General features: G+C 68.9%; 22 protein-coding genes. 11 read left to right on the plus strand and 11 right to left on the minus strand.

The window, feature by feature from the left end; translation table 11 throughout:
* The first annotated feature begins 7 nt into the window (after positions 1 to 7).
* The 4 genes from MFF07_RS13675 (at position 8) to MFF07_RS13690 (ending at position 3164) form a co-directional block, all read left to right on the plus strand.
* Positions 8 to 760: an SDR family NAD(P)-dependent oxidoreductase gene (locus MFF07_RS13675; protein WP_373322349.1), complete on the plus strand. Its 753-nt coding sequence runs from the start codon at positions 8 to 10 to the stop codon at positions 758 to 760.
* Between the two features lie 203 nt (positions 761 to 963).
* On the plus strand, positions 964 to 1374 hold the full coding sequence (locus MFF07_RS13680) for a dihydrofolate reductase (RefSeq protein ID WP_147817111.1): 411 nt from the start codon (positions 964 to 966) through the stop codon (positions 1372 to 1374).
* Positions 1375 to 1440: 66 nt separating this feature from the next.
* Entirely contained in the window at positions 1441 to 2565 is a 1125-nt protein-coding gene (locus MFF07_RS13685) for a carboxylate-amine ligase (RefSeq protein ID WP_147817110.1), read from the plus strand.
* Positions 2566 to 2729: 164 nt separating this feature from the next.
* Entirely contained in the window at positions 2730 to 3164 is a 435-nt protein-coding gene (locus tag MFF07_RS13690; protein WP_147817109.1) for a DUF805 domain-containing protein, read from the plus strand.
* A 53-nt stretch (positions 3165 to 3217) separates the two neighbouring features.
* On the opposite strand, the gene MFF07_RS13695 is transcribed toward MFF07_RS13690, so the two are convergent.
* From MFF07_RS13695 to MFF07_RS13710, 4 genes are all read right to left on the minus strand, one after another.
* A complete protein-coding gene (locus MFF07_RS13695; RefSeq protein WP_147817108.1) occupies positions 3218 to 4144 on the minus strand; it encodes a sulfite exporter TauE/SafE family protein in 927 nt (308 codons plus the stop codon).
* Between the two features lie 153 nt (positions 4145 to 4297).
* Positions 4298 to 5644, minus strand: coding sequence for a ribosome biogenesis GTPase Der (gene der / locus MFF07_RS13700; RefSeq protein WP_147817107.1), 1347 nt, complete (start codon positions 5642 to 5644; stop codon positions 4298 to 4300).
* 209 nt (positions 5645 to 5853) lie between these two features.
* Positions 5854 to 6564 (minus strand): tetratricopeptide repeat protein, encoded by a 711-nt coding sequence (locus MFF07_RS13705; RefSeq protein WP_147817106.1) that lies wholly within the window; start codon positions 6562 to 6564, stop codon positions 5854 to 5856.
* Positions 6565 to 6661: 97 nt separating this feature from the next.
* On the minus strand, positions 6662 to 7258 hold the full coding sequence (locus tag MFF07_RS13710; protein ID WP_147817105.1) for an NnrU family protein: 597 nt from the start codon (positions 7256 to 7258) through the stop codon (positions 6662 to 6664).
* Positions 7259 to 7372: 114 nt separating this feature from the next.
* On the opposite strand from MFF07_RS13710, the gene MFF07_RS13715 reads away from it, so the two are divergent.
* The 3 genes from MFF07_RS13715 to MFF07_RS13725 all read left to right on the plus strand — a co-directional run bounded on the left by MFF07_RS13715 (position 7373) and on the right by MFF07_RS13725 (position 9995).
* Positions 7373 to 8551 (plus strand): hypothetical protein, encoded by a 1179-nt coding sequence (locus MFF07_RS13715; RefSeq protein WP_238232205.1) that lies wholly within the window; start codon positions 7373 to 7375, stop codon positions 8549 to 8551.
* 322 nt (positions 8552 to 8873) lie between these two features.
* Positions 8874 to 9101, plus strand: coding sequence for a hypothetical protein (locus MFF07_RS13720; RefSeq protein WP_147818601.1), 228 nt, complete (start codon positions 8874 to 8876; stop codon positions 9099 to 9101).
* Between the two features lie 114 nt (positions 9102 to 9215).
* Entirely contained in the window at positions 9216 to 9995 is a 780-nt protein-coding gene (locus MFF07_RS13725) for a lysophospholipid acyltransferase family protein (protein WP_147818600.1), read from the plus strand.
* Positions 9996 to 10181: 186 nt separating this feature from the next.
* Here MFF07_RS13725 and MFF07_RS13730 read toward each other — a convergent pair whose 3' ends face one another.
* Entirely contained in the window at positions 10182 to 11102 is a 921-nt protein-coding gene (locus MFF07_RS13730; RefSeq protein ID WP_147818599.1) for a LysR family transcriptional regulator, read from the minus strand.
* A gap of 96 nt (positions 11103 to 11198) precedes the next feature.
* Between MFF07_RS13730 and MFF07_RS13735 the strand changes: the two genes are divergently transcribed.
* Together MFF07_RS13735 and MFF07_RS13740 are read left to right on the plus strand one after the other, a co-directional pair.
* Positions 11199 to 12449: an MFS transporter gene (locus MFF07_RS13735; RefSeq protein ID WP_238232207.1), complete on the plus strand. Its 1251-nt coding sequence runs from the start codon at positions 11199 to 11201 to the stop codon at positions 12447 to 12449.
* 63 nt (positions 12450 to 12512) lie between these two features.
* The gene (locus MFF07_RS13740) at positions 12513 to 13853 is read left to right on the plus strand and encodes an MATE family efflux transporter (RefSeq protein WP_238232209.1); all 1341 of its coding nucleotides are present in this window, start codon (positions 12513 to 12515) and stop codon (positions 13851 to 13853) included.
* A 76-nt stretch (positions 13854 to 13929) separates the two neighbouring features.
* Here MFF07_RS13740 and MFF07_RS13745 read toward each other — a convergent pair whose 3' ends face one another.
* The 4 genes from MFF07_RS13745 to MFF07_RS13760 form a co-directional block, all read right to left on the minus strand.
* On the minus strand, positions 13930 to 14211 hold the full coding sequence (locus tag MFF07_RS13745; RefSeq protein WP_147818597.1) for a hypothetical protein: 282 nt from the start codon (positions 14209 to 14211) through the stop codon (positions 13930 to 13932).
* Positions 14211 to 14456: a hypothetical protein gene (locus tag MFF07_RS13750; protein WP_147818596.1), complete on the minus strand. Its 246-nt coding sequence runs from the start codon at positions 14454 to 14456 to the stop codon at positions 14211 to 14213. Before MFF07_RS13750 ends, MFF07_RS13745 begins: the two co-directional genes overlap by 1 nt.
* Before the next feature lie 132 nt (positions 14457 to 14588).
* Positions 14589 to 14978 (minus strand): hypothetical protein, encoded by a 390-nt coding sequence (locus MFF07_RS13755; RefSeq protein WP_147818595.1) that lies wholly within the window; start codon positions 14976 to 14978, stop codon positions 14589 to 14591.
* Between the two features lie 329 nt (positions 14979 to 15307).
* Complete coding sequence (locus MFF07_RS13760) at positions 15308 to 16519, minus strand: MFS transporter (RefSeq protein WP_238232254.1); 1212 nt, start codon at positions 16517 to 16519, stop codon at positions 15308 to 15310.
* A 140-nt stretch (positions 16520 to 16659) separates the two neighbouring features.
* On the opposite strand from MFF07_RS13760, the gene MFF07_RS13765 reads away from it, so the two are divergent.
* The gene (locus MFF07_RS13765) at positions 16660 to 17556 is read left to right on the plus strand and encodes a LysR substrate-binding domain-containing protein (RefSeq protein ID WP_238232211.1); all 897 of its coding nucleotides are present in this window, start codon (positions 16660 to 16662) and stop codon (positions 17554 to 17556) included.
* Here MFF07_RS13765 and MFF07_RS13770 read toward each other — a convergent pair.
* Positions 17540 to 17929: a tautomerase family protein gene (locus tag MFF07_RS13770; RefSeq protein WP_147818593.1), complete on the minus strand. Its 390-nt coding sequence runs from the start codon at positions 17927 to 17929 to the stop codon at positions 17540 to 17542. The two genes, MFF07_RS13765 and MFF07_RS13770, sit on opposite strands and share 17 nt — an antisense overlap.
* Positions 17930 to 18110: 181 nt before the next feature.
* Here MFF07_RS13770 and MFF07_RS13775 point away from each other — a divergent pair, with 181 nt between their 5' ends.
* On the plus strand, positions 18111 to 19007 hold the full coding sequence (locus MFF07_RS13775; protein WP_238232213.1) for an HpcH/HpaI aldolase/citrate lyase family protein: 897 nt from the start codon (positions 18111 to 18113) through the stop codon (positions 19005 to 19007).
* A 66-nt stretch (positions 19008 to 19073) separates the two neighbouring features.
* Here the strand turns inward: MFF07_RS13775 and MFF07_RS13780 are convergent, their stop codons facing one another.
* The gene (locus MFF07_RS13780; protein WP_147818591.1) at positions 19074 to 19358 is read right to left on the minus strand and encodes a hypothetical protein; all 285 of its coding nucleotides are present in this window, start codon (positions 19356 to 19358) and stop codon (positions 19074 to 19076) included.
* Positions 19359 to 19755 lie beyond the last annotated feature (397 nt).

Raw genomic sequence — 19755 nt, forward strand, 5'->3', positions numbered from 1 at the left:
GCGTCCGATGACGATGACGATCGAAAAACCGCTTGCCGGCCGCGTCGCCGTCGTCACCGGGGCCTCGCGCGGCATCGGCCGTGCCGCCGCGCTGGCACTGGCCGGGGCCGGCGCGCACGTCGTCGCGGTGGCGCGCACGCAGGGCGCCCTCGAAGAGCTCGACGACGCCATCCAGGGCGTCGGGTCGAGCGCCACGCTGGTGCCGCTGGACCTCACCGACTACGACGCCATCGACCGCCTCGGGGGCGCCATCGACGCGCGCTGGGGCAAACTCGACATCGTCGTCGGCAATGCCGGTATCCTCGGCGCGCTGATGCCGCTCGGGCACATCACGCCGAAGGTCTGGCAGCAGACCATCGACATCAACGTCACCGCCAACTGGCGCCTGATCCGCTCCCTCGACCCGCTGCTGCGCCGCTCGGATGCCGGCCGCGCGATCTTCGTGACCTCCGGCGCGGCCCACAAGTGCAAGGCCTATTGGGGCCCGTACTCGATCTCCAAGGCGGCGCTCGACGCCATGGTGCGCACCTATGCAGCCGAGACCGAGACGACGCCGATCCGCGCCATGCTGCTCAGCCCCGGACCGCTCCGCACCGCCATGCGCCGCTCGGCCATGCCGGGCGAGGATCCCGAGACGCTGAAGACGCCCGAGGATCTGGCGCCGCATTTCGTCAGGCTGGCCTCGCCGGACTGGACGGAGTCCGGCAAGATCTTCGATTTTCCGACCGGACAGGTCTTGGCATTTCGGCCGCCCGAGTGATCTGACGGGCAAGGCTGACGCCTTCGGCGCAGCCCCGACCGATCCCCATCATCCTGAGGTGCCGCGCAGCGGCCTCGAAGGAGGGCTCCAGACACCACCGCGATCCCTGGAGCCCTCCTTCGAGGCCTCCGCTTCGCTGCGGCACCTCAGGATGAGGGAATGTGTTGGGGCACCAGGTCGATAACCCCACCCGAGGACCCACCATGATCGACGTCCGCTGCATCTGCGCCATCGGCCAGCGGGGCCAGCTCGGCCTGAACGGCCAGCTTCCCTGGGAGGGCAACACCGATCCGCTCTTCGTCGAAGACGTGACGCGCTTCTTCGCGCTGACCATGGGCCACGTTCTCATCGCCGGCCCCAAGACCATCGGCGCGGTACCCGAATTCGCGTTCAAGGACCGGACCATCGACGTGATCCGCTCGCACGAGGATCCCGAGCAGGTGCTGGCGCGCTATCCCGGCCGGCGCATCTTCGTCGGCGGCGGCATCTCGGTGTGGAACGTATACGCGAAGTACATCCAGCACTGGGACGTCACCCGTCTCCCCTACGACGGCGAGGCGGACCGCTGGTTCGATCCGGCCTGGATGGTGGGTGGCGCGCTGCGGCAAAGCTGAACCGAACCCTCTCCGCACACGTTCACAGAGCCCGGCAAAAGCCGGCCGTCCAGGGGAGGGCGCGCGATGACCGGCCACAGCTACCGTTTCGGCATCGAGGAAGAGTACTTTATCGCCGACGCCGAGACCCGCGGCACACCGCGGCGCTCGGTCAAGCCGTTCCATGTCGAGGCGGCCGAGCGGCTGCCAGAGATCGGCCGCGAACTGCTGCAGTGCCAGGTCGAGGTCTGCACGCCGCCCTCCACCGAGTTCGCGGCCGCGCGCGACGTCCTGCACCGGCAGAGGCGGCAGCTCGGCGAGATCGGACGCGAGCATGGCTTGATGGTCTTCGCCGCCGGCACGCATCCCGTGGCGGATTGGGCGCGGCAGCTGCCGACCAAGGGCGACCGCTATCGCGGCATCCTGCGCGATGTCGGCCTGGCCGGGCGGCGCAGCCTCATCTGCGGCATGCACGTGCATGTGGAGGTCGAGAACCCGGGCGAACGCGTCGGCCTGATGAACCGGCTGCTGCCGTTCCAGCCGCTGCTGTTCGCGCTCTCGGCCTCCTCGCCGTTCTGGCAGGGCAAGCCGACGGGCCTCTCCGCCTACCGCCTCAGCGCTTTCGGGGAATTGCCGCGCACAGGCCTGCCGGAGCTGATCGCCACCGAAGAAGATCACGCCCGCTACGTACGGATCATGGTCAATGCCGGCTCGATCCAGGATGCGAGTTTCCTCTGGTATTCCCTGCGGCCATCGATCAAGTTTCCGACCCTGGAGCTGCGCATCGCCGACAGCTGCACCCGGCTCGACGACGCGCTCACCATCGCCGCACTGTTCCGCTGCCTCGTGCGCCTCGTGGAACGGCGGCCCGACCTCAATGCCGGGCTCACCGGCGTCTCGCGGGCGCTGGCGCAGGAGAACCTGTGGCGGGCGCAGCGCAGCGGCATCGAGGCCGAGCTGATCGACGAGGCCTCGGAGCAGGCCTTCGCCTTCGCCGACACGCTCGATACGGTCCTCTCGCTCATCGCCGAGGATGCCGAGGCGCTGGGCTGCCGCGCCGAGGTCGAGGGTGCCCACCGCATCCTGCGCGAAGGCACCAGCGCAGACCGCCAGATTGCGACCTTCGAATCGGCCCGCGGCGGCGAGACCAGTAATCGCCAGGCCCTCGATGCGGTGGTGGACTGGCTCGCGGAGACGACGCAGGGAATCTGATCCGCGCTATCCACACCCACGAGCGCCGAGGCAGGTCGAATTCTTGCCCCGGCGTTCCAATCTTCAGCTTGGCCATTGAGACCGCGCCCACAGGCTCCTAGCACCAACGAACGGCCCGAACTTCGTTCAAATCAGAGGCCGGTCACACGTGCCTTGGGGCTACCATGAAGAAACTTCTGTTTTCCGCTAAAGGCCGGATTGGCCGCGGCCAGTTCTGGAAGGCGAACATCCTGCTGATGCTGGCGATCCTGGCCATCGGGCTCGCGGTGAATCTAGCCATCGCCCAGTTGATTCCCAATCAGACGGACGAGGCCGGCAACTACTCGGTGAACGGCGCCGCCGCGGTTCCGTTCATCCTCGTCAACCTAGTCTTGTTCGTCGTTCCGGCCTGGGCCGGCATCTGCCTCGGCATAAAGCGCTACCATGACCGCAACAAGCCGGGCGTCTGGCTGCTGATCATGTTCGTGCCGTTCATCGGCGGGATCTGGTACTTCATCGAGACCGGCTTCCTGCGCGGCACCATCGGCCCGAACCAGTTCGGCCCCGACCCGGTCCCGAATGCCGGCGTCGCCACGCCGATCACCTACTCGGCCGCCTGATCGAGACGACCGATCGGCCGGAGTTGTTCCGGCCGATCGAACGATGGCTGCGGTCACGCGAGCAACTTCACCAGGTTGTAGATGCTCAGCGCGGAGATCAGCACGCCGACAATGATCATCAGGGCGCGGGTCGGCAGCTTGCTGCAGATGAACGCTGCGATCGGTGCTGCGAACAGGCCGCCGATCACCAACCCGGCGATCGTCGTCCAATGCGTGAGCCCGCCGAGCAGGGCGAACGACAATCCCGTCGACACCGCGATGAAGAACTCGGCCGCGTTGACCGAGCCGATGGTCGTGCGCGGGTCCTGCCCGCTGCCGACGAGCGAGGTGGTGACGACCGGCCCCCATCCCCCGCCGCCCACGGCGTCGACGAAGCCGCCGGTGAGGGCCAGCGGCGCCACCAGGGTCGGCGGCTCGGTGCGGATGCGGATCGTCCGGAACGCCTTGATCAGGATGTAGACGCCCATCAGCAGGAGATAGGCCGTGATGAACGGCTTGATCGTGCCCCCGTCGATCGACGTGAGGATGTAGGCGCCGAGCACGCCGCCGATCACGCCGGGGATCACGAGGCGCTTGAAGAGGTCGTTGTTGACGTTGCCGAGCCGCCAGTGCGAGGCGCCGGAGAAGGCCGTGGTGAACACCTCAGCGATATGCACCGAGGCGGAGGCTGCAGCGGGGGGCACGCCCGTCGAGAGCAGGAACGTGGTCGAGGTGATGCCGTAGGCCATGCCGAGTGCACCGTCGACAACCTGCGCGACGAGGCCGACGCCCGCAGCGGTCCAGAAACCACGCGTGGACAGGCCCTCGCGGGCCGCCGCGAGCACGGCGCCCCAGTCGCCGTCGGCGTAGAGCTGAACCAGAAACACCGCGGCGCCGAGGCCGACCAGCGCGGCGAGCGATCCGCCGACCAGAAGCGCGAGCGTGCGGGGGTCGATACGCCCGGTCACCTGCGGCGACGCGGCGGAAGTCTGTACGGCCATGGAAAAATCACCTTGGTAGCAGGCTCGATGCTACGGATTTTCCCAATCAGAACAAGAACTTGCTTTCCCAATGATTCCCCCGCGCCGGAGAAGCCCGTTCCCTTCCGTCCCTGGATCGGAGATGCGGCTTCTCCCCGGCCCGGGATCGGGCGTTCAGCCCTTGTCGAACGGGTTCTTCGTCGTCCGCAACGAGAGCCGGATCGGCGTGCCGGGCAGCTCGAACGCCACGCGGATCTCGTTGACGAGATAGCGCGTGTAGGATTTCGGCAGCGCGTCGAGCTGGTTGCCGAACAGCGCGAAATGCGGCGGCCGGGCCTTCACCTGGGTGGCGTAGCGGATCTTGATGCGCCGGCCCGAGACCGCGGGCGGCGGATTGCGCCCGGTGGCGCTGCTCAGCCAATCGTTGATCTTCGAGGTCGAGACGCGGCGGCTCCAGACTTCGGCCGCCTCCGTCACCGCCTGCATCAGCTTGTCGAGGCCTTCGCCCGCGAGGCCGGACAGCGGCACCACGGCGACGCCGCGCACCTGCGGCAGCAGGCGGGTGCAATCGGCTCTGAGTTCCTTCAGCAGACCCGGCTGGTCGGCGACGAGGTCCCACTTGTTCAGGCCGATCACCAGGGCGCGGCCCTCGCTCTCGATAAGGTCGACGATGGTGAGGTCCTGCTTCTCGAACGGGATCGTCGCGTCGAGCAGGATCACGACCACCTCGGCAAAGCGCACGGCGCGGATGCCGTCCGAGACCGCGAGCTTCTCGAGCTTGTCCTCGATGCGGGCGCGGCGGCGCATGCCGGCGGTGTCGTGCAGCTTGATCCGCTGGCCGCGCCACTCCCAGTCGAGCGAGATCGAATCGCGGGTGATGCCGGCTTCGGGGCCGACGAGCAGGCGCTCCTCACCGAGCATGCGGTTGATCAGCGTGGACTTGCCGGCATTCGGGCGGCCGACGATGGCGACGCGGAGCGCCTTGCCGCGGGGATCGCCGTCATCCTCGTCGTCCTCGTCCGGCTCCGGCAGCACCTCCTGCAGGGCGCTGTGGAGCTCGCCGACGCCCTCGCCATGCTCGGCGGAGAACGGGATCGGATCGCCGAGACCGAGGGAGAAGGCGTCGTAGGCGCCGGTCAGCCCATCCCGGCCCTCGGCCTTGTTGGCGACGAGGATCACAGGGCAGCCTGAGCGGCGCACCATCTCGGCGAAGGGCCGGTCGGCCGGGAGGATGCCGGCGCGGGCATCGATCACGAACAGCACGACGTCGGATTCGACGATCGCGGCTTCCGTCTGCAGGCGCATGCGGCCGGTGAGCGAGTCGGCGGCCGCGTCCTCCAGCCCGGCGGTGTCGATCACGCGGAACTTGAGGCCGCCGAAGGCGACGTCGCCCTCGCGGCGGTCGCGGGTGACGCCGGGGCGATCGTCGACGAGGGCGAGCTTGCGGCCGACCAGCCGGTTGAACAGGGTCGACTTGCCGACGTTCGGGCGGCCGACGATCGCGACTGTCGGCAATTCCATGGTGGTTTCAGTCTTCTGGTGTTGAACGTGCGAAACCGTCAGTCCGGGGCCGCGCAGCGGAACCCGGAACCCGCGATCGAGAACTGCGCAGTGCGCGGCATCTCGCGTGGGTTCCGGGTTCTCGCCTGTGGCGAGCCCCGGAATGACGGCAAAGGATCGTATCGCTGCCGCTGCTATGTCAGAAAGCGACGGATTGAGCCATGGCGTGGTCAGCGGGTCATCGGCGGGGGCGCTGCGGCGTCGGGCTTGGCCTCGATCACGGTGACCGGGCCGCCGGAGACCAGCGCCTCGTAGACCTCGACCCGCTGGCGCAGGCCCTGCGGGGTCTCGGCGTCGCCCGCGATCTGGTCGAACCAGCGGCCGGCGGCCTCGTATTCGCCCCGTCGCAGCGCGGCGAGACCGAGCATCTCGCGGGCGGTGTGGCGGAAGGCGCCGGTCGGCGCGGCCAGACCCTGGAGACTCGTCAGCGCCGGGGCGGGATCGGCCGCGTCGAGGCGAATCAGGCCGGCGCGCAGCCGCGCGAGATCGCGCAGGCCGTCGCCGAGGCTCGTGTCGGCCGCGAGCTTTTCGTAGTCGGCGGCCGCGGCGGGGGCGTCGCGCTTGGAGAGGTCGGCGGCAGCGCGGAAGCGGGCCAGGATCCTGTAGCCGCCGGGGCCGTCCTTGCTCAGGGCCTCGAAGGCCTTGTCGGCCTCGGGGCCGCTGCCGCCGGTGGCGAGCTTGGTCGCCGTGTCGAATTGCGCGGAGGCGGTCTCGGCCCGCACCAACTGGTCGTGCTGCCAGTAGCGCCAGCCGCCGACGCCGGCCGCGATCAGCACCGCGGCGGCGATGATCAGCGCGCTATAGCGCCTCCAGATCGCGGCGATCTGGTCCCGGCGATAGTCTTCGGCGACCTCGCGAAAGAACTCGTTGTTCTCGGCCATTCCGTTCCGGACGCCCCTTTCGGGCGATGCCCGCCTCAACCCGTCTCAAGGGGGCGCGCCTAGCACGGCGGCCCGGCTTTGGCGAATGCGGAATCGGTCAGGCCTGTCCCGGCCAGGCCGCGACGCCGATCAGGATCGGATGCAGGAAGCGCGCGAAAAGGAACCACACGGCCGTTCCCGCCACCACGGCGACGATGTCCCGGGTCCAGCCGGCAGGCGCGGGTTTTGGGAGTTTGCGCGCCGGCTCGTCGGCGCGGCGCTTGAGGCTGATCCGGGCCGCCACCGCCCAGGCGAGGAAGCCGCCGAACAGCAGGATCGAGCCGAGATCGCCGTTCGCCAGCAGATGCGCCGTCGCCCAGATCTTGATGGCGAGCAGCATCGGGTGCTTCACCGCCGCCTGGATGTGGCTCGGCCGCGGCCCCATCGCCGCGAGGCTGATGAAGGCGAACAGCGTCAGCGTGAGCGCGAGATGGCGCGTCCAGACCGGCGGATTCCAGACCGGGATCATGCCCTCGGCCCGGTAGCGGCCGAACCCGTAGATCATCAGCGCGAAGCCGAGCAGCGACAGAATCGTGTAGCCGAGCTTGTAGCGGTTCTCGCCGACACGGCCGATCATCTCCGCGCGCCGGCTGCGGATCATCGTGAAGGCATGCGTGCCGAGAAACAGCACGAGGCCGAGGATCAGGATCGCCATGGTCTTCCCGGAAAAGTCGTCGAATCCGCGAGGACCGGTCGCCGTAGGGACCGGACGCGAACACTCTATAACGATTCAAGACTGGTTTTTTCAGGCGATGTCCAGGCCGCTCCGATGATCCCACGCATCCTGCTCGCCCTCCTGGCACTCGCCGACACCGCTCGCGCGGCCGGCGAGCCGCCGCTCTCGGCGCTGACGCTGGTCGGGCCGCCGATTCCGGTCTTCGTCGCCGCGCGCGATGCCTGCGACGGCGCCGACGTGCCGGACGCCCCCGCCCGCGCCTTTCGCGACGCGACCGGCGCTGTGGCCCTGTTCGGCCTGCATTACCGCAACCGGGCCCTGCGCGGCCCCGACCTGGACCACCTGAAGATCGACTGCCGCGTCGTCCTCGAATCCGGCGAAAACCCCGATCCCGCCGCCTACGACGACCGCTCCTGGATCACCGCCACCTGGACCGAGGACGGCAAGACCGTCGCCGCGCTGCTGCACCACGAATACCAGGCCGACAAGCATCCGGGCCGCTGCCGCTCCAAGGTCTACATGGAGTGCTGGTACAACACCGTCCTCGGCGCGAGTTCGACGGATGGCGGCCTGACCTTCACCCGAAAGACCCCGCCGGCGGTGGTGGCCGGCCCGCCCTTCCGCCAGGAGGTCGACCAGGGCCGGCACCGGGGCTTCTTCAACCCCTCCAACATCTTTGCTGACGGCCGCTACCGCTATGTCTTCGCCTCGACCACGGGCTGGGACCGGCAAGCCGCGCAGACCGGCAGCGACCAGCCGCACGGCGTCTGCCTGTTCCGCACCGAGACCCCGGCCGACCCGTCGAGCTGGCGCGCCTGGACCGGCACCGGCTTCACCGCCGCCTTCCCCGACCCGTACCGGCCCGGCCCGAAGCGCACCGACACCTGCAAGCCGATCGCCCCGTTTCCCGCCCCCGTCGGCTCCGTCGTCCGCCACCGCGCCAGTGGCGCCTTCATCGCGGTGTTCATGGCCAAGACCGGCGACGGTTTCTCAAAGTCGGGCTTCTACTGGACGACGTCTCGCGACCTTCTGAGTTGGGACGTGCCGCGGCTGCTGCTGGCTGGGGCGACGCTTTACGATGATCCGTGTGGGGCGGCGGGTGGGCTGATCGCTTATCCGGCGTTGCTCGATCCAGCGGCGCGGGGGCGGAATTTCGATGATGTGGGGGAGGGGGCGGCGTTGTTCTACGCGAGGCTGGGGACAAAGGGGTGTGAGGTTACTTCGGATCGGGATCTTGTAAGGCGGTCGGTGGCGGTTAAGGTTTGGCCGTGACTACCGACCCGGCTACAAAGTAAATTATATTAGATGTTTTTATCGATTTTTAGTTGGTATTTAGTCCGCAGAAGTTTCGCCCTCGGACTTGGTGGTTGGTCATATGCCACCGAACCTCAAAATAGATGCGAGGCGCCGCTACAGACATTCCAAGCCGAGTGGGAGTTGCCCCGGAAAGCAGCCTTCAAACCTCGCTGCGATCACGCACTCTTCGGTGCGCTTGCACACGCCAATCGCCCGCTCCAAGCACAACATGCTAACAATCATCCCGCTCGCAGCTGCACCCTTCCCCCGCAGCCGCGCTCCGCGAAAGATTGTGCCCATGACCATCCGGATCGCCATCGTCGCCGCCAGCCTCATCGCCGCCGGCGCAGCCCACGCCCAGGGTTCGGCAGCGCCGTCGAATTCACAGGCCGCCGCGTCGAGCCTGCAGGGCCAGAAGGCCTGGGACTTCCTCACCGCGTCGCCCACTGTCACCCAGCGCGAGGTTCCCACGACGGGCTCCGTCGCCCCGCGGCCGCGCCGCGCCGTCGACCGCGCGAATCGGTAAGGCGACGCGACAGGCGAATTCGGAACGGGACCGGCGCGAAAAGCGCCGGGCCCCGGCAGTGGCGATGCGTCGCGGCCCGCGCTAAAGCGGGCGGGTGCAGGTCTTCAGGTTCCGATGGTCGTCGTCCGCTCGCTCGCCTTCAACATCCTGTTCTACATCGCGACGGCCCTGATCGCGCTGGTCGGCCTGCCGGTTCTCGTCTCGCAGAGGGCGACTTTGCGCTACGCGCAGGGATGGGGGCACGTGTCGATCTGGCTGCTGCGGGTGGTGGCCGGCACGCGGGTGGAGTTTCGCGGCATCGCGGACCTGCCAAAGGGGCCGCTGGTGATCGCGGCCAAGCACCAGTCGACGCTGGAGACGCTGGCGCTGACGATCCCGTTCGAGCAATTCACCTACGTGCTCAAGCGCGAGCTGATGTGGATCCCGCTGTTCGGCTGGTACCTCGGCCGTTCCGGCATGGTGCCGATCGACCGCGCCAAGGGCGCGCGCACCATGGCGAAGCTGAACGCGGCCGCCGCGCAGGCGATTCGCGACGGGCGCCAGCTCATCATCTTTCCAGAAGGCACCCGCCGCGCCGCCGGGGCGGAGCCCGCCTACAAGCAGGGGCTGTCGCATCTCTACGTGGCGCTCGGTGTGCCCTGCGTGCCGGTGGCCCTGAATTCCGGCCTGTACTGGCGCCGCCACAGTTTTCGGCGGCTGCCGGGGACTTGCGTCATCGAGTTCCTACCCCCGATCCCGCACGGCCTCGACCGGCCCGAGTTTCTCACCGAGGTGCAGGCGCGGATCGAGACGGCCTCGAACGCGCTGCTCGCCGAGGGGCGGGCGGATCTGGCGGAGCAGGGTTTGGCCGTGCCGGTGTTCGAGGGGACGGGGCAGGAATCCGGGGTGGTTTGACGATCGACGCCGAGCGGTTTTGATCCCAAAGCCGTCATTCCGGAGCCGCGAAGCGGAACCCGGACCCCACCCGTGATGCGCCGCTGTAGCGGGCGGCGAGCCCAGTCATGGGTTCCGGGTTCGCCTCCGGCGCCCCGGACTGACGACTGGGGAAACACAGGGCGCAGCGTTCGGCGACGCCGCTTTTCACGCGGCGTTGAACGAGCCGCTGACCGCATCCGCCCCTATTTCCGCCCGCAAGCCATCGCGAAACAGCGCGATCGGCCGGCGCAGGCGGCCCGTCGCCGGGCGGTAGATCAGCCAGGAGCGGATCTGCGGGGCGAAGCCTCGGACCGCGACGACCCGGATGCGGTCGCGCCACGGGCTCTGCGCGAGTTTCCCCGGCGTGACGATGGCGAGGCCCATGCCGCGGGCCACCAGCGACAACCGCAGATCGGTGCTCGGCGCCTCGACGGCGACCGTGAGGCTGAGGCCTTCCGCCTCCATCCGTCGGCGGAGCGTCGTGCGAAAGCCGCAGCCGTCCTGGCTGGTGACCCAGGGGTGGCGGGCGAGGTCGGCCAGCGCCGCCGTCTCGGGCAGGGCGAGATCGCGGCCGGCGACGACGACGACGTCCTGAACCCGAAGCTCCTCCGCCACGAGGTCCTCCGGCGGCCGGGCCGATTCGGGCAGAGTGATCGCGGCGGCGTCGATCTGGTTACGCGCCACCTGCTCCATCAGCAGCGGCGACCAGCCTACGGTGAGCCTGATGGTGAGGTCGGGAAAGGATTCGCGCAAGGCGTCGATCGGCGCGGCGAGCGCCGGCTCCGACAGGTCGATGGTGACGCCGATGCGCAGCTCACCGCGAATCGCTCCGTTCGGCGCGGCACCGCTGCGCAGGTCCTCGATCGACTGCAGCACCCGTCGCCCATGCTCGTAGGCCTCGCGACCCGCGAGGGTCGGCCGCAGCGGCTTCGCCGGCCGCTCGAACAGCTGGACGCCGAGCTGCGCCTCCAGGTTCTGCACGCGGCGCGTCACGCCGGGCTGGGTCAGGTTCAGCCGGGCGGCGGCCGCCATCAGCGAGCCGGTCTCGACCACGGCGAGGAAGGCTTCGAGGTCGTTCGAGTTCATGCGAAATCCGCATGTTGAAGCCAACGATTATTGATTGGTATCATAACCATCCCCGACGCACATCCCGTGCTGCACACGGCCGACGGATGGCTAGCCATGGCAGCGACGGATCACCTTCTCATGCACGCCGGGTCAGCACCGAACACGGCCGTGGCCAACGGGGAGGGCATCCCGCGGACGACGGTGTGGTTCCTGGCAGCATCGGTCGGCGTGATCATCGTCGACTTGACGGCGCCGCAGACGCTGATCGGTGTGATCGCCGCAGATCTGGGAATCGCCGGCGGCTGGGCCGGTTTCGTCGGCACGGCGAGCCTGCTCGGCTACGCGGCCGGCCTGTTCTTCCTGGTGCCGCTCTCCGACCGGATCGAGAATCGCGGCCTCGTCATCGCCATGCTCTCGGCCGCCGTCCTCTCTGCCTTCGGTGCCGCCTTGGCCCCGACGGCCCTGCCGTTCCTCGCCTTGCTCTTCGTCCTCGGCGCCGCCTGCTCGGCCATCCAGGTGCTCGTGCCGATCGCCGCCGCCATGGCCCGGGAAAGCGAGCGCGGCCGAGTGGTTGGCGATGTCATGAGCGGGTTGATGGTCGGCATCCTGCTCTCGCGCCCGCTCGCCAGCCTCGTCGCCGACGCCTTCGGCTGGCGTGCCTTCTATGCCCTCTCCGGGGTGAGCATGGTGGTGCTGATCCCGCTGATGCGGACGCGCCTGCCGGTGCGCCGGCCCGAGGCGACGGAGAGCTATCCCGCTCTGGTCGCATCGCTTTTGGACCTGCTCCGAACGCAGCCGGTGCTGCGCCGCCGCTCGCTGACGGCCGCGCTCGGGCTCGCCGCCTTCACCGTGTTCTGGACGGCCATCGCCCTGCGGCTGTCCCAGGCGCCCTTCGGCCTCGACCAGCGCCACATCGCCGTCTTCGCCCTCGTCGGCGCCAGCGGCGCGATCGTGTCCCCCCTGGCCGGCCGGGCTGGAGACCGTGGCTGGACCCGCCCGCTCTCCGTCGCGGCCCATGCCGCCACCATCCTCGGCTTCGGCCTCGCAGCCTGGGCCGACCGCCTCGGCGGCACGTTCTGGTGGCCGCTCGCGCTCCTCGGCCTCGCGGCGATCGTGCTCGATATCGGCGTGTTTGCCGACCAGACCCTCGGGCGCCGCGCCATCAACCTGCTGGCGCCGGAAGCGCGCGGACGCCTTAACGCGCTCTTCGTCGGCCTCTTCTTCTTAGGCGGCTCGATCGGGTCGGCCGCCGCCGGCTATGCCTGGGCGCAGGGCGGCTGGCCGTTGGTCTGTGCCGTCGGCGCCGGCGTCGGAGTGCTGTCGCTGCTCTCGGATTTCTTGGGCGATCGCGCATCGCGGGGATGACGATCACGGGCTTGCGGCGCCGCGGCGCGGCTCCGCATAAGCGCCGCCATGACGACTCGTACCATGACGACTGCGGCCGTTCCGCTCGCGCCCCTGACGAACCGGCGTATCCTCGCCCTGGCGGTGCCGGCCACGCTGGCGAGCGTGACGACCCCACTCATCGGTTTCGTCGGGGCGACGGTGATCGGGCGGCTGGGCGACGCGGCACTGCTCGGCGCCGTGGCGCTCGGCGGGGTGGTGTTCGACGCGATCTTCTGGAGCTTCGGCTGCCTGCGCATGGCCACCGCCGGTCTCACCGCACAGGCGGTCGGCGCGCGTGACGACGTCGAGGTCGCCCGCACGCTGGCTCGGTCGCTGGCAGCCGGCGTGCTGATAGGACTCCTTCTCGTCCTGGCACAGGTGCCGATCGCGGCCCTCGTCGCGCTCATCAGCGGCGCAAGCCCCGAGGTGCTTGCCGGGCTCGCGATCTACTTCCACATCCGCATGTTCGCGGCGCCGTTCACGCTGGCGAACTACGCGATCCTCGGTTCCGTCCTCGGGCGCGGCCGAACGGATCTCGGGTTGCTGATCCAGGTGGCGATCAACCTCACGAACATCGCCCTGACGCTGGCACTGGTGATCGTCTTCGGGCTCGGCATTACCGGAGCCGCCATCGCGGCGCTGGTCGCCGACATGGCCGGGACGGCGTTCGGACTCGCCGTCGTCCATCGCCTCGGCACGCGCCCCTTCGCGGTCGGGCGGGCGGACGTGCTCGATCCGGCTGCGCTGGCCCGGACGCTGAAGATCAACGCCGACGTGCTGATTCGGACGCTCGCCCTCGTGGCAGCGATCGTGCTGTTCTCGGCCGTGGGCGCGCGTTTCGGCGACGTGACCCTCGCGGCGAATGCCGTGCTCTGGAATCTCTTCTTGATCGGCGGCTTCTTCCTCGACGGCTTCACCGTCGCCTCCGAGGCGGCCTGCGGCCAAGCCGTGGGCGCCCGCGACCGCCACGCCTTCGCGGTCGCGGCCCGGCTCAGCCTGCTCTGGAGTCTCGGCTTCGGCGTCGCCGTGAGCGCGGTCTCTCTCGCCGCCGGCAGCGCCTTCATCGATACGGTGACGACGAACCCGGAGGTGCGCCTCGCGGCCTACGGCTACCTGCCGTTCGCGGCCGCCGCGCCGTTCTTCGCGGCCTTGCCCTTCGCCATGGACGGCATCTTCGTCGGCGCGACCTGGACGCGGGCGATGCGGAACCTGATGCTGGTGGCGGTGGTCGCCTATCTGCTGGCGCTGGTCGGCTTCCAGGCGCTCGGCTGGGGCAATGCCGGCCTCTGGGGCGCATTCCTGCTGTTTCTCGCCGCCCGCGGCATCGGGCAGGCGGTCGTCTATCCGCGGCTCAGGCGCGGGACGTTTCCCGAAAACGCATGAAACCGATGCAACAAGAAAAAGCCGCCCGTCGAAAACGGACGGCCATCGTCAAGCAGCAACGAAAACTGCCAGAAAATCAGTTCCGGGCGGCCATCATGTCGTGGGAGAGCACGGCGAGCTTGCCGATGAGGCTGGCGACGTCGCCGTTGGTGCAAGACCACTGCGTGCCGATGGCGGCGCCGTCGTTCGAGACGGAGACCACGGCGACCGAGCGAAGCTTGCCTTCGCGGGCGAGTTGAAGCTGGTCCTGCAGGACCTGGATCACCGAGGCGACGTTTTCGTCGACGACCGCCTCGGCGGCGCTGATCGGGAACCGCAGCACGGCGGCGTCGGAGAGGATGCGATCGGGCTTGGACATCAGGCGACTCGTCGGGGATTGCGTTGCGTCTGACCGAGCGGACCTGCCTGCAGGCGCTCGACGAGGGAGGCGAGAGACTCGGGGAGGGCGGCGTCGCGCTCCACCGCGAGAGATTTTCCGATCGCCATGGCGACCCCCTTGGTCACCCGGGCGATGGAGAGACCGCCATGATCGCGGATCCCCCCGAAAGACTGGCCCGTGCGGGGCGCGCTGGAATGGATGAAGCTGGCGGCGGGATCGATCATGGCATCGTGGCTCGCTGTCGCTTTCGTTGAGCGATCCTGCGCCGGGCATCGCGTCATGAAAATGGCAGCGCGGTGGTCATGCTTCGTCATTTCGCCGGGTGTGATTTCTATGAGACAGGCGCTGGTCCCGGCTCACTTCGGGTCCTGCCAGCCGGTGGCGCGCGGGCTCTGGGTGCTGCCGGTGGTCTCGGTGCGGGGCTGGAGATCGATTTCGGAGACGGGCCGGGCTCGTGCCGACGCAGGGCTACGGTCGGCGAGATGCGCGCGCTGCACCACGGGGCGCTCGGCGCGCCGGCGATAGGCGGAACGGGAGCGGCGGGCATGGCGCGCGCGGGTGCTCGGCGTGTTCGAACCGATGAAGCCGCCGGCCACGGCCCCGACCACCGCTCCGACCGGACCGCCGACGAGGGCGCCGGCCACCGCGCCGGTGCCGACGCCGACCACCGTATTGTCGGCGGCCGTCGCGGCGACCGGAACCGACAATCCCACCAGCAGGACCAGACCGAAGCAAGTTCTTCTCAAGGCGACCGCCCTCCGACCAAATCGAGGCCGTCGTGTCGCGTGGGATCGTGACGAAACATTGACCGGCAATGCTTGGCCGGAGGAGACAAAAGCTCAGCCGTTCTGAAATAGGCACAGCACGAACTTCAATGGTCGCGCTCGTTCGTGCGCGTTTCGATGTTCGCGAGCGGTCGCCGCGCCACTCCTCGCCCCGTGGGCGAGAGGAACCGCGCGAAGCGTGGTGGAGTGGGCGGCGCCGTGCCTATCCCGGTAACGACACCGCCGCCCCGTCCGTCCGCTTCGCGGCCACCTCCCCCAATGAGGGAGGAGGGACGTGGCGGCGACCGAGCCTATCGAGCCGAGACGCCGTGATCCGCCGACAGGGCCCGCCCGAGGGCGAGCACCAGCGGGACGATCGCCAGCGCCGTCAGCGCCGCGGCCAGGATGCCGACGGTCTCGCCGGTGTGGTCGGCGAGGGCCCCATAGGCGATCGGTGCAAGGCCGCCGGAGCCGATCACCGCCGTGTAGAACAGCGCGAAGGCGCGGCCGACATCGCCGCTCGGCGCGAGTTCCGGCACGGTGCCATAGAGGACGGAGGAGGTGCCGTTGAGGAACACCCCGATCACCGGCAGCACCACGAGGGTCGCGGTCAGCGGCAGGGGGATCGTCACGGCGATGAGAAGGGCGGTAGCGAGTTCCGTGGCGACGACGCTGCGCACCACGCCGAGCCGCCCGCCGAGCCAGCCGCAGGCCGCCTTGCCGAGCGCACCGCCAGCGAAGACCAAGGCGAGGCTGACGCCCACCATCGCCTGATCGCCACCCTTGGCGTGGAGCAGGAACGGCAGGAACAGCAGGTAGCCCATGCGCGTGGCGGTATCGAGGGCGCCGACGGCGAGCAGGAGCCGGAAGCCCCTGCGATCCCCGGTGCCGTCGCGCGTACCGGCTTTGTCCTGTTGCACGAAGATCCGGCGCGGCAGGACCGGCAGCAGGGCGACGGCGACGGCGACGCCCGTCAGCGCCATCAGGCCGCCGACCGTCCGCCAGGCGAGGAGCCCGAGCAGCAGCGCGACGAGGACGGGAAACACCGCTTTGCCGAGGTCGCCGGAGAAATTGTAGATCCCGAGCGGCCCACGCGCGGCCCTGCCATAGGCCTGAGTGACGAGGAGCGAGCCGCGCGGGTGCTGGATGCTCGACCCGATGCCCGCGAGCGCCAACCCGGCGCAAAGCCCCCAAAAGCTTCCCGTCAGCGACATCACGCCGAATCCCGCACCTGCCACGAGCGTCGAAAGGACGAGCGCCGTGCGGATCGGCCAGCGGGCCACGAGGCGGTCGGCCGGCACCTGCAGGCCGCCCATCGTCCCGTAATAGAGGCTGCGCATCGCCGCGACCCCGGCATAGGACAGACCGAACTCGATCTGCCAGACGGGCAGCAGCACGTAGAGCAGGTCGGTGTAGCCGTCGTGCAGGGCGTGGGCGAGACACGCGCCGGCGAGGCCGCGCCGCTGGCCCAACGCGCCGGCCTTCGCGTCATCCTGCGACGACGTCGCCTCCGATCCGGCCAACGATAGCGTTCCGCTCACGCTCGCATCCCTTTCCGCGCCCGAATTCCATGTTCGCGCAGCCTACACCCGTGAGTTTCCGGCGATCAGGCGCTATCGTCTCGCCATACATGTGAGCCATTCTCACGGGTCGAGGCCAAGCGATGCGCCGATTGCCGCCGCTCCATGCGCTACGCGTGTTCGAAGTCGCCGCACGCACCGGCAGCTATGCCGCCGCCGGCACCGAGCTCGGTCTGACGCATGGGGCGGTCAGCCGGCAGATCGCGGCGCTGGAAGACTGGCTCGGGCAGCGGCTGTTCGTGCGGGTCGGGCGGCGCATGGCGGCGACCCCGTCGGCGCGGGCCTTCGCGGAAGAGGTCAGCCTGACCTTCGACCGGCTTACCCAGGCGGCCGAAGCCTGCGGCCGGACGGATGCGCGGCGCGTGATCCGCGTCAGCGCTCCCTCGACCTTCGCGATGCGCTGGCTGATCCCGCGGCTCGACCGCTTCCGGGCGGCGCGTCCGGAAACCGAGGTGACGGTCGCGACCACGACGACGCTGAACGATGCGTTGCGCGGCGGCTTCGATCTCGCGATCCGGCGTGGGGCGGAACCCTGGCCGCAGTTTCGTGCGGTGCCGTTCCTGACCGAGACCGACACGCTGGTGGCGAGCCCGGCACTGCTGGCGAGAACGCCGCTGGCCTCACCCGCGGACCTGTCACGGCACGTCCTGCTCGCCACCGAAACCCGCCCCAACGACTGGTCGGAATGGCTCGCCGCCGCCCGAGCGCCGCGCATGACCGGCAGGCGCCGGCACGTCTTCGACCACTTCTTCGTGACGCTCCAGGCCGTCGAGGACGGACTCGGCATCGGCATCGGGCCGTTCCCGGTGCTCGACGCCGCTCTCGCAGCCGGCCGGCTGGTCGCACCGTTCCCGGAGATCGGCGTCAGCCGGCCGGGCTACGTCGCGCTGACACCCTACGACGCCGACAAGACCCCCTCGCACACCGCCTTCGTGGACTGGCTGGTCGAGGAGGGGAGGGCGATCACAGCTCGCCCGTGAGGAACTGCGCGCGGCCGTGGCCGAAGCTCCAGTCCTCGTCGGTGTTCTCGACGGTCGAGACCATGACGTCTGCCGGGGAGATGCCGCAGGCGGCCTGCAGCTTCTCGGTGAGGAGGCGGTAGAACAACTCCTTTTTCTCGCGCCCGCGCGGCCGGGTTGTCATCTGCACCACGACCACGTCCTTGGTGCGCGGGATGCCGAGGCCGGTATCCTCCACGATCATGCGCGAGGGCTTGTGCTCCGTGACGATCTGGTAGCGGTCGCCCGGCGGCACCTGGAAGGCCTCCAGCATCGCCTCGTGCGCGGCGTCGAGGAGCGTCTTGAGTTCGGCCTTGGAGCGGCCCTCGATGAGATCGAAGCGAAGCAGCGGCATCGTCGGACTTTCGGCACGGGATGGATCGGAGTGCGGCCTAGCCCATGCCAAGGCTTTGCGGCTAGCCTGAGCGCCGAAAGAGGTGTCCCGCACCCGGTCGCATTTTTCGCATTTCGTATTCATAAGGACCACCAGGGGCGGTGCCGTGCCCGATTTCGCGCACCGCGAGAAGGACTCCGCGATGACCGATATCCGCCTCCGCCGCAGCGTCCTCTACATGCCCGGCTCGAACCTGCGGGCGCTGGAAAAGGCCAAGACGTTACCGGCCGACGCGCTGATCCTCGACCTCGAAGACGCGGTCTCGATGGAGGAGAAGGATCTCGCCCGCGAGCAGGTCTGCGCCGCGGTAAAGGGCGGCGGCTACGGGCACCGGGAGCTCATCATCCGCGTCAATGCCCCCCAGACGCCATGGGGCGAAAAGGACCTGCGCAAGGCGATCGAGGCGAAGCCCGACGCCATCCTGATGCCGAAGGTGTCCTCGCCCGCCGTGCTGGAGAGCATCGCCGACCATCTCGAAGCGCTCGACGCGCCCGAGTCGATCGCGATCTGGGCGATGATCGAGACGCCGGCGGCGATCCTCAACATCAAGGACATCGCCAAGGCGCGCCGCGACCGGCGCACACGGCTGACCTGCTTCGTGCTCGGCACCAACGATCTCGCCAAGGACACCTGGGCGCAACTCGTGAAAGGCCGCGTGCCGATGCTGCCCTGGATGATGTTCACCCTCGCCGCCGCCCGCTCAGAGGGGCTTACGATCCTCGACGGCGTCTGGAACGACATCGGCGACCCCGAAGGCTGCCGCGAGGAGTGTCGCCAGGCACGCGATCTCGGCTTCGACGGGAAGACCCTGATCCACCCCAACCAGGTCGAGCCGGCAAATACGTCTTTCGCACCGACCGAAGAGGAGGTCCGCCGCGCCCGCCTCGTGATCGAGGCGTTCGATAAGGAAGAGAACGCCAAGCGCGCCGCCATCAAGGTCGAGGGCCGCATGTACGAGCGCCAGCATATCGGCATGGCGACCCGCGCCGTCGTCTGGTCGGAGGCCATCGCCGAACGGGATGCCGCATCGCGGGGTTGAAAACGCATACCAAAACGGCCGTACCCATGGGCACGACCGTTTCACTTTCAGCAGATTCGAAGAACCTCAGTAGCCGTTGTCATAAGCATCGTAGCCATAGGCCGGACGACGATAACGCTGGCCCTCGTAGCCGCCGTACCCGGCGCCGCGATAACCGCCGCGGTAGCCATCGTCGTAACCATAGGCCGGCCGGCCATAACCATTGCCGTAACCGGAATTTGCCGCACCGGCCGCGAGTGCACCGACTGCAAGGCCACCCACGACGCCAGCAGCGATAGCGCCACTACGCCCACGAGCTTCGGCACCCGTCGTCGCGAGGGTTCCAGCACCGATCAGGGCGACGGCGGTCATGACTGCGATTCTCTTCAAAACGAACTCCAATTTATCGACCCGCGAAGGGTCACATGGAAAGTCAACGAGGAGCACCGCGATGGGTTCAATCCCGAGCGGCGACCTCCCGACGCACCCTGAATGACCTACCGATCGAACAAGGCGGCATGGCCTCAAACGGCGCGGAAGCATTCAAGCTTGTCCGTACCGTCGCCGACCGATCGCGATCCGACGTGAAGACCTCGGTAGCGATCGACGGCGATCATGTTCCAGCTTGTCTCTACGGCGCCACCGCGACGCGCGCTCGGCCCGTTCCAGCGTACCCGACGGCGTCTATCCGGGGATAACGGCCGGCGGTGATACACTCCTGGACGGAAAGGGCAGTCGGTTCGGCTACGCTCCCTTGACCTGCGGGCAC

It is taken from the genome of Methylobacterium thuringiense, from assembly GCF_022179645.1.
Lineage (GTDB): Bacteria > Pseudomonadota > Alphaproteobacteria > Rhizobiales > Beijerinckiaceae > Methylobacterium > Methylobacterium thuringiense.

What these genes read in the sequence shown, in the direction of transcription:
- MFF07_RS13675 (WP_373322349.1), top strand. Translation starts at nt 8, where the DNA reads ATGACGATGACGATCGAAAAACCGCTTGCCGGCCGCGTCGCCGTCGTC.
- MFF07_RS13680 (WP_147817111.1), top strand. Translation starts at nt 964, where the DNA reads ATGATCGACGTCCGCTGCATCTGCGCCATCGGCCAGCGGGGCCAGCTC.
- MFF07_RS13685 (WP_147817110.1), top strand. Translation starts at nt 1,441, where the DNA reads ATGACCGGCCACAGCTACCGTTTCGGCATCGAGGAAGAGTACTTTATC.
- MFF07_RS13690 (WP_147817109.1), top strand. Translation starts at nt 2,730, where the DNA reads ATGAAGAAACTTCTGTTTTCCGCTAAAGGCCGGATTGGCCGCGGCCAG.
- MFF07_RS13695 (WP_147817108.1), bottom strand. Translation starts at nt 4,144, where the DNA reads ATGGCCGTACAGACTTCCGCCGCGTCGCCGCAGGTGACCGGGCGTATC.
- der (WP_147817107.1), bottom strand. Translation starts at nt 5,644, where the DNA reads ATGGAATTGCCGACAGTCGCGATCGTCGGCCGCCCGAACGTCGGCAAG.
- MFF07_RS13705 (WP_147817106.1), bottom strand. Translation starts at nt 6,564, where the DNA reads ATGGCCGAGAACAACGAGTTCTTTCGCGAGGTCGCCGAAGACTATCGC.
- MFF07_RS13710 (WP_147817105.1), bottom strand. Translation starts at nt 7,258, where the DNA reads ATGGCGATCCTGATCCTCGGCCTCGTGCTGTTTCTCGGCACGCATGCC.
- MFF07_RS13715 (WP_238232205.1), top strand. Translation starts at nt 7,373, where the DNA reads ATGATCCCACGCATCCTGCTCGCCCTCCTGGCACTCGCCGACACCGCT.
- MFF07_RS13720 (WP_147818601.1), top strand. Translation starts at nt 8,874, where the DNA reads ATGACCATCCGGATCGCCATCGTCGCCGCCAGCCTCATCGCCGCCGGC.
- MFF07_RS13725 (WP_147818600.1), top strand. Translation starts at nt 9,216, where the DNA reads ATGGTCGTCGTCCGCTCGCTCGCCTTCAACATCCTGTTCTACATCGCG.
- MFF07_RS13730 (WP_147818599.1), bottom strand. Translation starts at nt 11,102, where the DNA reads ATGAACTCGAACGACCTCGAAGCCTTCCTCGCCGTGGTCGAGACCGGC.
- MFF07_RS13735 (WP_238232207.1), top strand. Translation starts at nt 11,199, where the DNA reads ATGGCAGCGACGGATCACCTTCTCATGCACGCCGGGTCAGCACCGAAC.
- MFF07_RS13740 (WP_238232209.1), top strand. Translation starts at nt 12,513, where the DNA reads ATGACGACTGCGGCCGTTCCGCTCGCGCCCCTGACGAACCGGCGTATC.
- MFF07_RS13745 (WP_147818597.1), bottom strand. Translation starts at nt 14,211, where the DNA reads ATGTCCAAGCCCGATCGCATCCTCTCCGACGCCGCCGTGCTGCGGTTC.
- MFF07_RS13750 (WP_147818596.1), bottom strand. Translation starts at nt 14,456, where the DNA reads ATGATCGATCCCGCCGCCAGCTTCATCCATTCCAGCGCGCCCCGCACG.
- MFF07_RS13765 (WP_238232211.1), top strand. Translation starts at nt 16,660, where the DNA reads ATGCGCCGATTGCCGCCGCTCCATGCGCTACGCGTGTTCGAAGTCGCC.
- MFF07_RS13770 (WP_147818593.1), bottom strand. Translation starts at nt 17,929, where the DNA reads ATGCCGCTGCTTCGCTTCGATCTCATCGAGGGCCGCTCCAAGGCCGAA.
- MFF07_RS13775 (WP_238232213.1), top strand. Translation starts at nt 18,111, where the DNA reads ATGACCGATATCCGCCTCCGCCGCAGCGTCCTCTACATGCCCGGCTCG.
- MFF07_RS13780 (WP_147818591.1), bottom strand. Translation starts at nt 19,358, where the DNA reads ATGACCGCCGTCGCCCTGATCGGTGCTGGAACCCTCGCGACGACGGGT.